Origin of the sequence: Faecalibacillus sp. H12 (assembly GCF_013361255.1) — a bacterium.
Classification (GTDB): Bacteria; Bacillota_I; Bacilli_A; order Erysipelotrichales; family Coprobacillaceae; genus Faecalibacillus; species Faecalibacillus intestinalis.
Window position 1 is genome coordinate 131,386 of sequence record NZ_JABWDK010000002.1, and the last position, 13,978, is coordinate 145,363.

The window sequence follows — 13,978 nt, forward strand, 5'->3', positions numbered from 1 at the left end:
CTATGGAAATAGATTTAAAAACAGATTCACGTAAAGTAAAACCAGGAGATACTTTTATTGCGATTAGAAATGTTAATCGTGATGGTCATGATTACATTCCTCAAGCTATTAAAAATGGAGCAACGAAAGTCATTGTAGAAGAAGGAAACTATGATGTTGAAACTGTTGTTGTTGAAGATACAAGAGCATATTTAAAAGATTATTTGTACAAACATTATTATCCTTATTTCAAAGATATGAAATTAATAGGGGTTACAGGTACAAATGGTAAAACAACGATTGGTTATATGATGTATCAAATGATGACGATGCTTGATATTCCTTGTGCTTATATGGGAACAATTGGTTTTTATTATTGTGGGAACTTTATTAAAATGGTTAATACCACACCTGATGTAGATGTACTTTATGATTATTTTATTAAAGCAAAAGATGCGGGGTGTAAAGTATTAGTGATGGAAGTTTCTTCTCATGCGCTTGCGAAAGATCGAATTCATGGCTTAGAGTTTGATGAAGTGGCTTTTACAAACTTAACACAAGACCATTTAGATTTTCATAAAACATTAGAAAACTATGCGAATGCTAAACAACTCTTATTTAAAAAGACAAGAGGAAATAAAATTGCAGTCATAAATGGAGATGATCCACATGCTTCTCACTTTGAACTGGAAGGAAATCATAACCTTCTTATTTCAGATACAAAAGGGGATGTGTTAATTCAAAATATTGAATTTTCTCATTTAGGGACAACTTTTACTTTTAAATATCAAGAAAAAGAGTATCAAACACATATTCAAATGGTAGGAAGATACAATGTTTATAACTATCTTACAGCGATGCTTTTAATTCATGAATTAGGATATGAAATTGATGCTATTTTAGCCTTAAATACAAAACTCAAAGCACCTAAAGGAAGAATGGAGTTAATCGTTTATGGTACAAATGGTATCTTTGTAGATTATGCCCATACCCCTGATGCCACTTTAAATGTTTTAGAAAGTGCTCAAGAATTTAAAAAAGGAAGAATTATTACGATTATTGGTTGTGGGGGAGATCGTGATACGACAAAACGACCAATCATGGGGGAAATTGCCTGTAAACATAGTGATCATGTCATTATTACAGATGATAATCCACGAACAGAAGACTCTCAAAAAATCATTAATGATATTTTAGTAGGTGTTAGTGGTGATTATGAAGTCATCAATGACCGTCATCTAGCGATTGCTAAAGGAATGAGTTTATTAAAAGAAAACGATATCTTAATGATTTTAGGAAAAGGTCATGAAGATTATCAAATTATTGGAACAGAAAAGATTCATTTTTCTGATCAAGAAGAAGTAGAAAAATATATAAGGGAGCATATACATGACTAAAATTGCATTTTTTGATGTGGATGGAACGATGATCAATGTTCCTCATCAATTATTAAAACCAACAGATAAAACAATTCATGCTTTAAAAGAATTTCAAAAACAAGGAAACTATATTGTTGTAGCGAGTGCAAGAGGGGTTAAACCAGAATGTTTAGACGAAATTCCTTTTGATGGCTTTATTGGTTGTGATGGAGGCTATATTGAATTTCATCAAGAAGTTTTATTAAATAACGTTTTTAGTGTGAAAGATTTAAACTTACAAAATAGTGTTTATGAAGCAACCAATGGTCAATATATTATCAGTGAAAGAGCGACAAGTTATTTCAGTGATGTAGATGGAGAACTCATCAAAAAACATTTAAGGCTTTATAATGGGACAGATAAATTACCTGAAGAGTATAATGATGATTGGCGTTTTCAAGATATTAAAGCCAATACAGTAACAGCGCTTTTCTATAATGCAAAAGACTTACATGAAGCCTTAGATATGTTACCAAAAGAATGGTCCATCAATGCTTATGATACAGGACATATTCGTATGGATGTACATCCTCAAGGTTACACAAAAGGAACAGCGTGTGAGTATTTATATCAAAAATTAAATATTCCAAGAGAAAATACTTATGCTTTTGGTGATGGTGAAAATGATATTGAAATGTTTCATCTTGTAGGAACTTCTGTTGTGATGGGTAATGCGGATGATGAAGTTAAAAAACATGCTTCTACAGTGACTTTAACAGTGGCTGAAGATGGTATTGCAGATTTCTTTGAAAAGGAATGTAATATTAAATGAGAATTAGAAAAATAAATTTTCAAGAAATAAGTTTTGAGTATTGTCCTTATCCTCAGTCAATGTATGATTCCATAAAGAGAATAGGTTTATCTTTTCCTATTAAAGTTAATATTATTGATGGTCAATATTATTGTAAAGACGGGAACAAACGTCTTTCAATTATTCAAGATTTATTAAAAAATGAAGAAGGCTATGAAAGAAGAAGGGCAGTTCCTTATATTATTTATAATGATGGAAGTTCTAGATCTAATGATTGTTGGCGAGATCGCAACATGCATTAGATTTTTTTCATTTTTTGAAAGCATAAAACGAGAATAAATAAGAGGTATATAATAAATGCGAGGAAGTGATTATTTTGTTATTTAGTAATAGAGATTTAAAAAAATTGATAATACCTTTAATTATTGAACAGGTATTAGCATTGACAATTGGGATTTTTGATACGATGATGGTTTCCCAATGCGGGCAAAGTGCAGTTTCAGGAGTGAGTATTGTCGATGGGTTAAATGTGTTGATTATCAATATCTTTTCGGCACTAGCTACAGGAGGAGCTGTTGTTTGTTCGCAATATATTGGTAAAAAAGATGAAAAGATGGCTTGCCATAGTGCCAAACAGCTCTTATTTACCATTTTAAGTTTATCGCTTGTTATTATGGTTTTATGTATGATTTTCAATGGGAATTTATTGAATTTGATTTTTGGACATATTGAAAGTGATGTGATGGCTTATGCAAGAACTTATTTTTTCTTTTCAGCCTTATCTTATCCTTTTATTGGTTTATTTAACGGTGGGGCTGCTTTATTTAGATCAATGGGAAATAGTAAAGTGGCTATGACAAATTCATTTTATATGAATATTGGAAATATCGTTTTAAACTACTTCTTTATTTTTATTTTAAATATGTCAGTCAAAGGAGCAGCAATTGCTACTTTACTTTCAAGAATGTTCTGTTCATTTATTATTTTATATATGTTATTAAATAAAGAACATATTGTACATATTGATACGTATTTAAAATATAAGTTTGATTTTTCAACTGTCAAAAGAATCTTAAAAATTGGTATTCCAAATGGTTTAGAAAATGGAATGTTTCAAATGGGGAAAATCCTTGTTCAACGACTTGTTTCAACTTTTGGAACAGCTGCCATTGCAGCACATGCTGTTGCCTTTAGTTTAACGTCTATTGCCGTTGTTCCAGGAATGGCTTTAGGACTTGCTATTTTAACAGTTGTAGGCCAATGTATTGGGGCTAATGATTATCAGCAAGCTAAATATTATACGAAAAAACTGATGATTATTGCTTATATTTCTACGATTATATCGGCTGGTATTTTACTTGTTGGGGTTAGATATATTTTAAGATTTTATGCTTTACCACAAGATACTGCTAATTTAGCGGTTTCCATGGTCTCTCTTCACTGCATTTTTGATTTCTTTGTTTGGCCAATGGCATTTTCTTTCCCAAATGCCTTACGTGCAGCCAATGATGCAACTTTTACAATGATCGTTTCTACATTTTCAATGTGGACTTTCCGTTTTGCTTTAAGCTATGTTTTTGCTTTGTATTTACACATGGGTGTCATTGGTGTTTGGTGGGCTATGATTGTTGACTGGATTTTTAGGTCAATTTGTTTTATGATTAGATATAGATCCAATAAATGGATGAATAGAACATTAGTATAGGGGAATATATATGGAAAAAGTAGAATATTATTTTAGAGAAATTTCAAAGATTCCAAGAGGATCTTACAATGAAAAAGCAATTTGTGATTATGTGGAAAACTTTGCAAAAGAAAGAAATATAAAATATGTAAGGGACAAAATGCATAATATCGTGCTTTTTAAAGAAGCAACAAAAGGCTATGAAGATCATGAAACAGTCATGTTAGAAGGACATATGGATATGGTCTGTGAAAAAAATAATGATAGTGATCATGATTTTTCAAAAGATTCTATTGAACTTATTGAAGAAGATGGTTTTTTACATGCCAATAAAACAACATTAGGAGCGGATGATGGTGTTGGTGTTGGTTATATGCTTGCTTTACTAGATGATGAAAGCTTAAAACATCCAGCTTTAGAATGTGTTTTTACCGTTCAAGAAGAAGTAGGACTTAATGGAGCAATGGGTCTTGATAAAAGTATTTTAAAAGCGAAAAAGATGATTGGACTTGATAGAGGGAAAGAAAAAATTATTACTGTAAGCTGTTCTGGAGGAAGAAGAGCTGTTGTTGAAAAAGGACTTTCTTATCTAAAAAACGAATCACCTTGTTATCAACTTTATGTGGGTGGCTTACAAGGTGGACATTCAGGAGGCGTTATTCATTTAGAAAGAGGAAACGCTAATGTGATTATGACACGTGTCTATTATCATCTTTCTTTAAATAATATTGAATTTTTATTAGGAAGTTTTAAAGGTGGTTTAAAAGATAATGCGATTCCTAGAGAATGTGTCAGTGTCTTTGCTTCAAATGATGATTTTAAAAAAATCAAAGAAGTTGTTTTAAAAGTAGAAAATGATTTAAAAGAAGAATTAAAAGAAAGTGATAAACATATATTTGTTCGTTTAGAAAAAGTAGATTCTTTAAATGAAGTGATTTCAGTTAAAGAAAGCCAAGATATTATTTCAATGATGTATTTAATGCCTAATGGTTTTATGCATAAATCTTTAAAAATGGATCTTACCAATATTTCTTTAAATATGGGTGTAGTGGAAATGAATGAAAAATTCAATATTTATTTTTCAATTCGTTCACCAATGGAATCAGCTAAAGATGAATTATCAAACAAATTGAGTTTAATTGCTTCAATGTTTAAGGCAAAATATGTTTTAGATAATAACTATCCAGGATGGAATTACGATGAAGGTTCAAAACTTAGAAAACAATATGTTGATTTTGTTAAAGAAACAGAAGGAATCACTTTAAAAGAAGAAGGAACACATAGTGGTCTTGAAACAGGTATTTTCAAAGGGGCACTTCAAGATTTAGATATTATTACTTTAGGTCCAGATATGTTTGATATTCATACTCCTGATGAAAGATTAAATATGAATTCATTTTATAAATGTTATCAAAGATTAATTCATTTTTTAGAGAGATTATAAGATGTTAGAACTTATTAAAGTAAAATATGATCAAGATATCAAAAAACAATTAGAAAAAAGATTTATTGCTTTTGACGTAGAAACAACAGGTTTGAATCCAAAAGAGGAAAGAATTATTGAATTAGGAGCTGTTCTTTTTGAAAATGGACAAGCTGTTCAAAAATTTAATACACTTGTTAATGCAGAAGTAGAAGTTTCTGAGTTTATTTCTAATTTAACACATATTACTAATGAAATGTTAGAAAACCAACCAAGAGAAGAAAAAGCGTATAAAATGTTTCAAGAGTTTATGAAAGAAGCGCTTCAAGGAGAAGTTCTTGTTTGTGCGCATAATGCTCAATTTGATATGTCGTTTTTAAAGAAAACATTTGATCGGCTTCAATTAACAGGAAAGATCTGTTATGTAGATACCTTACAATTATCAAGAAAATATATTCATGGACCTTATAATTATAAACAAGGAACGATTGCTCGTTATTTACATATAAAAAATGAAAATGCGCATCGTGCTTATGATGATGCTTATGTTTGTGGACAAATTTTAAATCATATAGTAAAAGGAAGTTTTCAATAAACTTCCTTTTAATGTACAATTTCATTAAGTAAATTGACGGCAGCCATGGCATCTTTTGTATAGTGATCCGCATGAATATCTTGTGCGATATCTTCTGTTAATACGGCACCACCAACAAAGATTGGACACATGTTTTCTTCTTGCTTTAATAAAGTAATCGTTTCTTCCATTGAAACAACCGTTGTTGTCATTAAAGCTGAAAGACCAATAGCTTTAGGATGATGCTTATGATAGGCTTCTAAAACGACCTCTGCAGGCACATCTTTTCCTAAATCAATGACTTGATAACCGTAACTTTCTAAAACAACTTTTACAATATTTTTCCCAATATCATGGATATCACCATGGACAGTCGCAATTAAAACAGGACCTTTAGAAGATTTCGTTGTTTTAAATGTTTGTTTGATCACATCAAATGCAATTTTGCTTGCTTCTGCTGATTGGATCAATTGAGGTAAAAAGATTTTACCTGTTTCATAGTCTTTTCCAATTTGGTCAAGAGCAGGAATTAAAATGTCATTGACGATTGTTAGTCCATCTTGACTTTCTAAGGCTGTTTCTGTTGCTTTTTTCACTTCATCTTTTAAACCGTGTAAGACAACATCGTTTAAAGAAAAGGATGTTGTTTGTTTTGGTAAAACGACTTGGTTTTGTGCTTGTTTTTGAATGTAATTTGTAGCATCTTGGTCATAATTATAAAGTACATTGAAGGCGTCGATTGTATTCATTAATTCTTGATCTAATGGATTGATAATTGGTAAATCAAGTCCTGCCGACATGGCCATTGCTAAGAATGTTTTATTAAGTAAAGGACGATTTGGTAAACCAAAAGAAACGTTACTTACTCCTAAAACAGTATGGACACCCAATGTTTTAACCATAGAAACAGCTTTGACTGTTTCCATAACTTCTTTTTGTTGGGCAGAAGCGGTTAAAACAAGACAGTCGATAATAATGTCTTTTTTATCAATGCCATATTCTTTTGCTTTATTAATAATTTTTTTAGCGATTTCAAATCTTTGCTCAGCTTTTGGAGGAATGCCATTTTCATCTAAGGCTAAACCAATGACAACACCACCATATTTTTTTACAACAGGGAAGACGGCTTCCATGGTTTCATCTTTCCCGTTGACAGAGTTAATAAGTGGTTTTCCATTATAATAACGACAAGCTTCTTCAATTGCTTGGAAATTAGAACTATCAATTTGTAAAGGGAGTTGAATAACTTCTTGTAATAATTTAATAACATGCTTCATCACTTTTGGTTCATCAATACCAGGTAAACCGACATTGACATCTAAAACATGAGCTCCTGCTTGTTCTTGTTTGATGGCTTCTACAACAAGTTCATCATAACGTTCTTCTTTTAAAGCAGCTTTTAATTTTTTCTTTCCTGTTGGATTTAATCTTTCTCCACAAACAACAACATGTTTTCCAAATTCAACAGTTGTTGTTCCTGAAGAGACACGTGTCAACAAAGAAACTTCTCTTGGAGTCACTGTTGTTGGGCAGTTTTCTTTTAATTTTTGAATAAATTCAGGGGTTGTTCCACAACATCCACCAACGATAGCGATTCCTTTTTTAACAAGGGGAACGATTGCCTCAATAAATTCATCTGCTTTCATTGGATAAACGGTTTGTCCGTCTTCTAAAAGAGGGAGACCTGCATTTGGTTGAATCATAACAGGAAAAGAGGTACTTTCTAAAATGCTTTCAATAATTGGAGCCATTTCATTTGGTCCTAAAGAACAGTTGATCCCTAAAGCGTCCACTTTTAATCCTTCTAAGACATTGACCATTGTAAGAGGATCACATCCTGATAAACTACGACCATTTGTTTCAAAGGTCATCGTCGCAAAAATAGGAAGATCACTACATTCTTTAACGGCTAAAATACTTGCTTTTAATTCATAAATATCTGTCATTGTTTCAAATAAAACAACATCAATATCCTCTTTTACAAGTTCTACCATTTGCTTAACGCTTTGATAAACTTCATCAAAAGTTAAAGTTCCCATCGGTTCCATAAGTTTACCAATAGGTCCAATATCTAAAGCAATATAAGCATCAGGTTTGACTTTTTTAGCTTCTTTTGCATTTTGAATAGCCGCTAAAATCACTTCTTGATAACTATATTTATGTTGTTCTAATTTAAGGGGATTTGCGCCAAATGTATTGGTTGTAATAAAATCAGCTCCTGCTTTTAAATAACGATGATGGATATCAATAATCATTTCAGGATGTTCAATATTATAATATTCTGGAATTTCTCCAGCCTTCATTCCTAGTTCTTGAAGTTGTGAACCAAAACCACCATCAAAAATAAGAAGATCTTTATTTAATCTTTCGCGTAACATGTTTGACCTCTCTTTCTAAAATTACAATCTTTTATATGTAAACAATTCTGACATGTTTTTTCTTTTCTATTATCACCTAAACCAATCAAACCAATCATTGATTTTTGAGGTAATAAAATATTACTTTCTTGAACCGTCAAACCAATTTTTTTAGAACTTTCGATAATGAATGCAAGCTCTTTATTGAGTTCAATAGGGACACAACCATAACCTGGACAAAAACGAAACGTTCTTTTACCAATCAGTTGTTCATTTTCATATTCATTACATTGCACTTCTAAAAAACTACTTGCAACGGCATCAAAAATAGTTGCTTTGGTCATATCGATATGACTGTAATAATGAGATCTTTTTTCAACTTGCAGGCCTAAAGTACAGCCAATAATAACAACATCATGACAATTTTGAAATAAATTATTCAAGTCTGGATAATCGAGATTTAAAGAAATTTCATCAATTCTTAAAGGATGAAAAGAAAGAGGAAATTTACGATAAGTTGCTCTAAAAGAACTCATTTTTTCAATTTCCTCTATGCATTCATCAATCAAAACATTCATTTTTTCATCAAGTATTTGATGATGATATCCTAAATACTTTAAAGCATTTTCTTTAATCTTTGAAAAATTCATCACGAATATATTCTGTTCTTTTTAAAATTTCTTTTGCAATCTCTGGTTTATTCATTGTATAAATATGTATTCCATCTACACCATGAGTCATTAAATCGATGATTTGATAAGTTGCATAGTGTAAACCAACTTCCCTTCCCGCTTTAGGATTTCCAGCAAAACGATCGATCATAGCTGCTAAATCAAACGGAACAGAACAATTTGACATTTTTGCGATATTTTTTAACTGTTTTGGATTATGAGCAGGCATAATTCCTGCAAGAATAGGGACATGAATTCCAATTTTTCTTGCTTCTCTGACTAGACGATAATAATATTGATTGTCATAAAAAATTTGAGTAACAAGATATTTAGCTCCAGCATCGACTTTTTTCTTTAGGTTTAAAAGATCTTCTTCAAAGTTTTTAGCTTCATAATGTGTTTCTGGATAACATCCACCAGATAAACAAAAATCATTAGGAAAGTTTTCTTCAATGAATTCATTTAATTCACTGGCATATTTAAAATCACCATGATTAATACCATCACCATCTTTAGGATAGTCGCCACGTAAAGAAAGGACATTTTCAATACCATTTTCTTTAAGTTCTTCTAGAATTTCTTTGATTTCATCCTTTGTATTATTCATACATGTTAAATGAGCTACAGATTCAATACCATATTTATTTTTAATGGTTGAGGCAATCTTACATGTATTTTTAGATGTAGAACCATTAGCTCCATAAGTGACAGAAATGAAATCAGGATTCATTTTTGCTAGTTCATCAATGGTTGCATAAATAGATGTGATATCATTTTCATTATTTTTTGGTGGGAATATTTCAAAAGACAATGTTGGTCTTTTCTTTAATAATTCATTAATTTTCATATAGTACCTCGCTTTTTTTATACATTATATAGAAAAATAAATAGATAGTAAACGAAGAAAAAATAAAAGTTGGCTATTGTTTTAAACTATATTTCTTTCGTTTCAATAAGCATTTCCGCAATATTTGTTAGCGAATGACTTAATGAAGATAAAATAGCCACCAATAAAAATAAATCTTGATAGTTTTCAATTTTTAATTGATAATCATCCATTATTTTTTGAATCATTTTTTGAAGTTGGAAATTTAAAGAGTGTTTAATATCTATAAAATGATCATAAAGATTTGATAAATCATCGTTATTTTCATAAATAGGTGTCAATAGATCTTTAATTTCCTGAATGGAAAGATTATTTTTTAATTGATAGATGATCAACATTTGAATGATTTGTTCCTTAGTGTATTTTTTTCCTTTTACAGGCGTAATGACTTTTGCTTTGGAATAATTATTGATCATGGTTTTAGTAAGTAATTTATCATCTTCATTTTTTTTATGATTTGCTAGATGGGTTTCAAAAAGAGTCATAATTTGATCCATATAGAGATCTAAATCAGGAATATCTTTAGATGTAATAGAACTTTTTTGACTTTCTTTTTCAACAAGAGTTTCTAGTGTTTCTTTATTCATAATTTCACCTCATATTTATTTTATAGATTATCATATTTTTTTGCAATATAAACTATTTGAAATGGTTTTAAATACTACATATTTAAAAAAGTCATACTAGGATTTTAAAAAGCTTTATTGTATAATGTCCTTGGTGATTAGATGAAAAATATAAGTAAGAAAAATTGGGTTTTATATATTGTTACTTTTTTGGTGGTTGTTATTGGAGATCAACTTACAAAAATATTAGTGTCTTCTTCGATGATGCTAGGGCAATCGCAAGCGATTATTGATAATTTCTTTTATTATACATATTCGCATAATCAAGGAGCAGCTTGGGGAATGTTATCAGGACATATTAGTTTGTTTGTAGTTGTTTCGCTTGCTGCAGCAATTTTTATGTTTTATTACTTTAGTAAGACAACCAAAGCTCAAAGATTAACACGTTATGGAATTGTTTTAACTTTTGCAGGTCTTGTTGGAAATCTAACAGATCGTCTTTATTTTGGATATGTTAGAGATTTTATTGATTTTATTATTTTTGGTTATGATTTTCCTATTTTTAATATTGCTGATATGGCAGTAGTAATAGGAGTAGGATTGATTATTTTAGAGATTATATTTGAGGATTATATTAATGGAAAAAAGAAAATTAGAGATTAATGAAGAAAATGTACGTTTAGATAAGTTTATTATGAATTCAATTTCTGATTTATCAAGAACACTTATTCAAGAATATATTAAAGAAGGGCATGTTCTTGTAAATGGAAAAATTGAAAAAGCAAGTTATAAAATTAAAATGAATGATGCTATTGAAATCACGATTCCTGATAATAAGGAGATGGATGTTTTACCAGAAGATATTCCTTTAGATATCGTTTATGAAGATCAAGATGTTATCGTTGTCAATAAACCTTCAGGGATGATCGTTCATCCAAGTGTGGGAATTTATAGTGGTACTTTAGTAAATGCTTTACTTTATCATTGTAAAGATTTATCAGGAATCAATGGTGTGAATCGTCCTGGTATTGTTCATCGTATAGATAAAGAAACAAGTGGTTTATTAATGGTAGCAAAAAATGATAAAGCTCATAAATCATTGAGTGAACAGTTAAAAGAACATAGTGTTACACGTCGTTATGTGGCTTTAGTTCATGGTGTTATTCCACATGTTCATGGTAAAGTCAATGCACCAATTGGTAGAGATGTCAATGATCGTCAAAAAATGGCTGTCACAAAAAATAACAGTAAAGAAGCAATTACTAATTTTACAGTATTAGAAAGATATGATGATATGTCTTTAATTGAATGTCGACTTGAAACAGGAAGAACGCATCAAATTAGGGTGCATATGTCTTATATTGGTTATCCAGTTTATGGAGATCCTAAGTATGGAAAGAAAAAAGATGATCAAAGTCATGGACAATTCTTACATGCTAAAAAATTAGGATTTATTCATCCTACTACAGGTGAATATTTAGAGTTTGAATGTCCTTTACCTGATTATTTTCAAGCAAAACTTGATGAATTGAAAGGAGAATAAAATGTCTAAAAAGATTATTAGTTGGCAACAATATTTTATGGGAGTTGCTAAGCTTTCAGCTTATCGTTCAAAAGATCCTAATACACAAGTAGGAGCGTGTATTGTTTCTCCAGAAAATAAGATCGTAGGAGTAGGATATAATGGACTTCCATGGGGATGCGAAGATGATCAGTTTCCATGGGCAGCAAGAGAAGGAGATTTGTATGATACAAAATATCCTTACGTTGTTCATGCAGAATTGAATGCCATCTTAAATAGTATTTCTCATTTACAAGGATGTACGATCTATGTTTCTTTATTCCCATGTCATGAATGTGTGAAAGCCATTATTCAAAGTGGTATTAAAGAAATTATTTATGAAGATGATAAATATAATGGAACAGACAGTGATCGTGCTGCAAAACGTATGTTAGATGCCGCGGGTGTCAAATACACAAAAATTCCAGCATTTGAATTAAATAGTTTATAAAATAAAAAGGTCTTCTTTGGAAGACCTTAAATTACATCTTTAATACGCTTATAATTAGTCATATTAGTTTTTGTTACTTTAAGTAACATTTTTTTACCATACTTTTTAGCAATACTTACAGCAACATGATCGACAACTGAGCTTGTATTACCACGAGGCAATTTCACTTTCAAGCTTCTAGACATGTTATTAAAATATTGGTAAAAGGCATATTTTGAAAGAATAGACGAACACATAATTGCAAAGTATTGTTCTTCTCCTTTTTGTTCAAAAGATAAATCCTTAACAACGATTACTTCACTCTTTAAATAATTATAATACGTTTTAGGTGAAACAAATTGATTTACGACTTTTTTATCAACTTTCATTGCAACTTTTTGCATTACATTTGTAACGGCTTGATTATAAAGTTTTGCTTTAATGTTTGCTAGATTATTACCAGCAGCTGCCATTTGATTGTAGTGAGAATTGTCAAGAATCAACAAACTATAAACAAGTCGATCTTTGATCTCTCTAGCAATTTCAATAACTTCTTGAGGTGTCATGAGTTTAGGATCACGAACATTTAAGCTCGCTAACCAATCATAATCACGTTCATCGATATAGCATGCAACAACACATAATGGTCCAAAAAAATCACCTGATCCTGTTTCATCACAGCCAATGTGAGAATAAGGATAATATTGTTTTTCTTGGTTTGATGGACCACCATTACTTAAAGGGGCATAGTTTTCAACATGCATATCCATAATATTCATTGGTTTGTTATTATTTGCTACATTCATGTCATTTCTTTCCTCCTACCATATATACTAATTATAGCATATTTTTCAAATTTTGACACTATATTTTTGTTTTGATACAATAATTGCAAGGAGGTATTTATGGCTTTATTAAATAATCCCTACATAATCGATATAATTATAGGTCTATTCCTTATTATATATACATTTATTGGTTATCTAAAAGGATTCATTATTCGACTTTATGACTTTTTTAGTCTTTTTATAGCTTATTTTCTAACAATTAATTTTTCTTTTCCTTTATCTAAATTGATTACACTTTATCAATTAGAAGGTTTATTAGAACCAATTGGTATAAAGGTCAATCAATTGTTAGTTGCTGTTATTTTATTTATTGTTGGTTATTTCATTTTAAAGGGAATTGGTGTTTTATTAAAACCGTTTTTAAAGAAAATTGTTTCTTTATTAAAAATGACAAAATTATTAGATCATTTATTAGGTTTGATTTTATCAATTATTGAAGGAATCATTATTGTATATTTTGTTCTTTCAATGATTTTTATTCCTTTTATCAATCAAGGAAAAGAAACAATTGAACAAACGTATATAGGCTCTTTTATAATTGATACCATGCCTCATTATTTTTCATCTATTGCTGATTTTAAAGATTTAAATCAATTAACACATCTAGATGTTTCTTTATCTGATGAAAAACAAGTATCTATGGTGACAAATTTTATAGAAGAAGCAAGTCAAAATAAATGGTTAGATGATGAAACAATAAAAGATTTTATTTATAACTATTATAGTGAAATAGATTTACAAACAGTAGATCAAGAAGATTATCAAAGAATATCTTCTTTATGTCAAAATTATGATATTGATATCAATCTTTTAACGAAAGGACATTAGAA

15 protein-coding genes are annotated in these 13,978 nt (G+C 30.1%); 10 read left to right on the forward strand and 5 right to left on the reverse strand.

Annotated elements, in window-relative coordinates:
- The first annotated feature begins 2 nt into the window (after positions 1-2).
- From HUU89_RS03715 to HUU89_RS03740, 6 genes are all read left to right on the forward strand, one after another.
- Positions 3-1,376 carry a UDP-N-acetylmuramoyl-L-alanyl-D-glutamate--2,6-diaminopimelate ligase gene (locus HUU89_RS03715; RefSeq protein WP_175301026.1) on the forward strand — a complete coding sequence of 458 codons (1,374 nt, stop codon included), beginning with the start codon at positions 3-5 and terminating at the stop codon, positions 1,374-1,376.
- The gene (locus HUU89_RS03720) at positions 1,369-2,169 is read left to right on the forward strand and encodes an HAD family hydrolase (RefSeq protein WP_175301027.1); all 801 of its coding nucleotides are present in this window, start codon (positions 1,369-1,371) and stop codon (positions 2,167-2,169) included. The genes HUU89_RS03715 and HUU89_RS03720 overlap by 8 nt, the downstream gene beginning before the upstream one ends.
- Complete coding sequence (locus tag HUU89_RS03725; RefSeq protein WP_175301028.1) at positions 2,166-2,450, forward strand: hypothetical protein; 285 nt, start codon at positions 2,166-2,168, stop codon at positions 2,448-2,450. Before HUU89_RS03720 ends, HUU89_RS03725 begins: the two co-directional genes overlap by 4 nt.
- A gap of 65 nt (positions 2,451-2,515) precedes the next feature.
- The gene (locus HUU89_RS03730) at positions 2,516-3,853 is read left to right on the forward strand and encodes an MATE family efflux transporter (RefSeq protein WP_317992319.1); all 1,338 of its coding nucleotides are present in this window, start codon (positions 2,516-2,518) and stop codon (positions 3,851-3,853) included.
- 10 nt (positions 3,854-3,863) lie between these two features.
- Positions 3,864-5,276, forward strand: a complete 1,413-nt coding sequence (gene pepD, locus HUU89_RS03735) for a beta-Ala-His dipeptidase (protein WP_175301030.1) — start codon at positions 3,864-3,866, stop codon at positions 5,274-5,276.
- Between the two features lies 1 nt (position 5,277).
- Positions 5,278-5,850, forward strand: coding sequence for a PolC-type DNA polymerase III (locus tag HUU89_RS03740; protein WP_175301031.1), 573 nt, complete (start codon positions 5,278-5,280; stop codon positions 5,848-5,850).
- An 8-nt stretch (positions 5,851-5,858) separates the two neighbouring features.
- Here HUU89_RS03740 and HUU89_RS03745 read toward each other — a convergent pair whose 3' ends face one another.
- The 4 genes from HUU89_RS03745 to HUU89_RS03760 form a co-directional block, all read right to left on the reverse strand.
- Positions 5,859-8,207, reverse strand: coding sequence for a homocysteine S-methyltransferase family protein (locus HUU89_RS03745; RefSeq protein ID WP_175301032.1), 2,349 nt, complete (start codon positions 8,205-8,207; stop codon positions 5,859-5,861).
- Positions 8,189-8,836 carry a vitamin B12 dependent methionine synthase gene (locus HUU89_RS03750; protein ID WP_032090388.1) on the reverse strand — a complete coding sequence of 216 codons (648 nt, stop codon included), beginning with the start codon at positions 8,834-8,836 and terminating at the stop codon, positions 8,189-8,191. The genes HUU89_RS03745 and HUU89_RS03750 overlap by 19 nt, the downstream gene beginning before the upstream one ends.
- On the reverse strand, positions 8,817-9,704 hold the full coding sequence (gene metF / locus HUU89_RS03755) for a methylenetetrahydrofolate reductase [NAD(P)H] (RefSeq protein ID WP_119363579.1): 888 nt from the start codon (positions 9,702-9,704) through the stop codon (positions 8,817-8,819). The genes HUU89_RS03750 and metF overlap by 20 nt, the downstream gene beginning before the upstream one ends.
- 86 nt (positions 9,705-9,790) lie before the next feature.
- Positions 9,791-10,330, reverse strand: coding sequence for a DUF1836 domain-containing protein (locus HUU89_RS03760; RefSeq protein WP_032090386.1), 540 nt, complete (start codon positions 10,328-10,330; stop codon positions 9,791-9,793).
- A 141-nt stretch (positions 10,331-10,471) separates the two neighbouring features.
- Here HUU89_RS03760 and lspA point away from each other — a divergent pair, with 141 nt between their 5' ends.
- From lspA to HUU89_RS03775, 3 genes are read left to right on the forward strand one after another with little or no spacing between them, the layout of a single operon-like run.
- Positions 10,472-10,972: a signal peptidase II gene (lspA, locus tag HUU89_RS03765; protein ID WP_022002754.1), complete on the forward strand. Its 501-nt coding sequence runs from the start codon at positions 10,472-10,474 to the stop codon at positions 10,970-10,972.
- On the forward strand, positions 10,947-11,852 hold the full coding sequence (locus HUU89_RS03770; protein ID WP_119363577.1) for an RluA family pseudouridine synthase: 906 nt from the start codon (positions 10,947-10,949) through the stop codon (positions 11,850-11,852). Before lspA ends, HUU89_RS03770 begins: the two co-directional genes overlap by 26 nt.
- A 1-nt stretch (position 11,853) precedes the next feature.
- A complete protein-coding gene (locus tag HUU89_RS03775; protein ID WP_022002752.1) occupies positions 11,854-12,321 on the forward strand; it encodes a deoxycytidylate deaminase in 468 nt (155 codons plus the stop codon).
- 26 nt (positions 12,322-12,347) lie between these two features.
- Here the strand turns inward: HUU89_RS03775 and rnhC are convergent, their stop codons facing one another.
- On the reverse strand, positions 12,348-13,106 hold the full coding sequence (gene rnhC, locus HUU89_RS03780) for a ribonuclease HIII (RefSeq protein WP_175301033.1): 759 nt from the start codon (positions 13,104-13,106) through the stop codon (positions 12,348-12,350).
- A 99-nt stretch (positions 13,107-13,205) separates the two neighbouring features.
- On the opposite strand from rnhC, the gene HUU89_RS03785 reads away from it, so the two are divergent.
- Complete coding sequence (locus tag HUU89_RS03785; RefSeq protein ID WP_032090382.1) at positions 13,206-13,976, forward strand: CvpA family protein; 771 nt, start codon at positions 13,206-13,208, stop codon at positions 13,974-13,976.
- The last annotated feature ends 2 nt before the right edge of the window (positions 13,977-13,978 follow it).

Bases quoted from the DNA above. Each gene is read 5' to 3' on its own strand.
- HUU89_RS03715 (WP_175301026.1), top strand. From the start codon at position 3: ATGGAAATAGATTTAAAAACAGATTCACGTAAAGTAAAACCAGGAGAT.
- HUU89_RS03720 (WP_175301027.1), top strand. From the start codon at position 1,369: ATGACTAAAATTGCATTTTTTGATGTGGATGGAACGATGATCAATGTT.
- HUU89_RS03725 (WP_175301028.1), top strand. From the start codon at position 2,166: ATGAGAATTAGAAAAATAAATTTTCAAGAAATAAGTTTTGAGTATTGT.
- pepD (WP_175301030.1), top strand. From the start codon at position 3,864: ATGGAAAAAGTAGAATATTATTTTAGAGAAATTTCAAAGATTCCAAGA.
- HUU89_RS03740 (WP_175301031.1), top strand. From the start codon at position 5,278: ATGTTAGAACTTATTAAAGTAAAATATGATCAAGATATCAAAAAACAA.
- HUU89_RS03745 (WP_175301032.1), bottom strand. From the start codon at position 8,207: ATGTTACGCGAAAGATTAAATAAAGATCTTCTTATTTTTGATGGTGGT.
- HUU89_RS03750 (WP_032090388.1), bottom strand. From the start codon at position 8,836: ATGAATTTTTCAAAGATTAAAGAAAATGCTTTAAAGTATTTAGGATAT.
- metF (WP_119363579.1), bottom strand. From the start codon at position 9,704: ATGAAAATTAATGAATTATTAAAGAAAAGACCAACATTGTCTTTTGAA.
- HUU89_RS03760 (WP_032090386.1), bottom strand. From the start codon at position 10,330: ATGAATAAAGAAACACTAGAAACTCTTGTTGAAAAAGAAAGTCAAAAA.
- lspA (WP_022002754.1), top strand. From the start codon at position 10,472: ATGAAAAATATAAGTAAGAAAAATTGGGTTTTATATATTGTTACTTTT.
- HUU89_RS03770 (WP_119363577.1), top strand. From the start codon at position 10,947: ATGGAAAAAAGAAAATTAGAGATTAATGAAGAAAATGTACGTTTAGAT.
- HUU89_RS03775 (WP_022002752.1), top strand. From the start codon at position 11,854: ATGTCTAAAAAGATTATTAGTTGGCAACAATATTTTATGGGAGTTGCT.
- rnhC (WP_175301033.1), bottom strand. From the start codon at position 13,106: ATGAATGTAGCAAATAATAACAAACCAATGAATATTATGGATATGCAT.
- HUU89_RS03785 (WP_032090382.1), top strand. From the start codon at position 13,206: ATGGCTTTATTAAATAATCCCTACATAATCGATATAATTATAGGTCTA.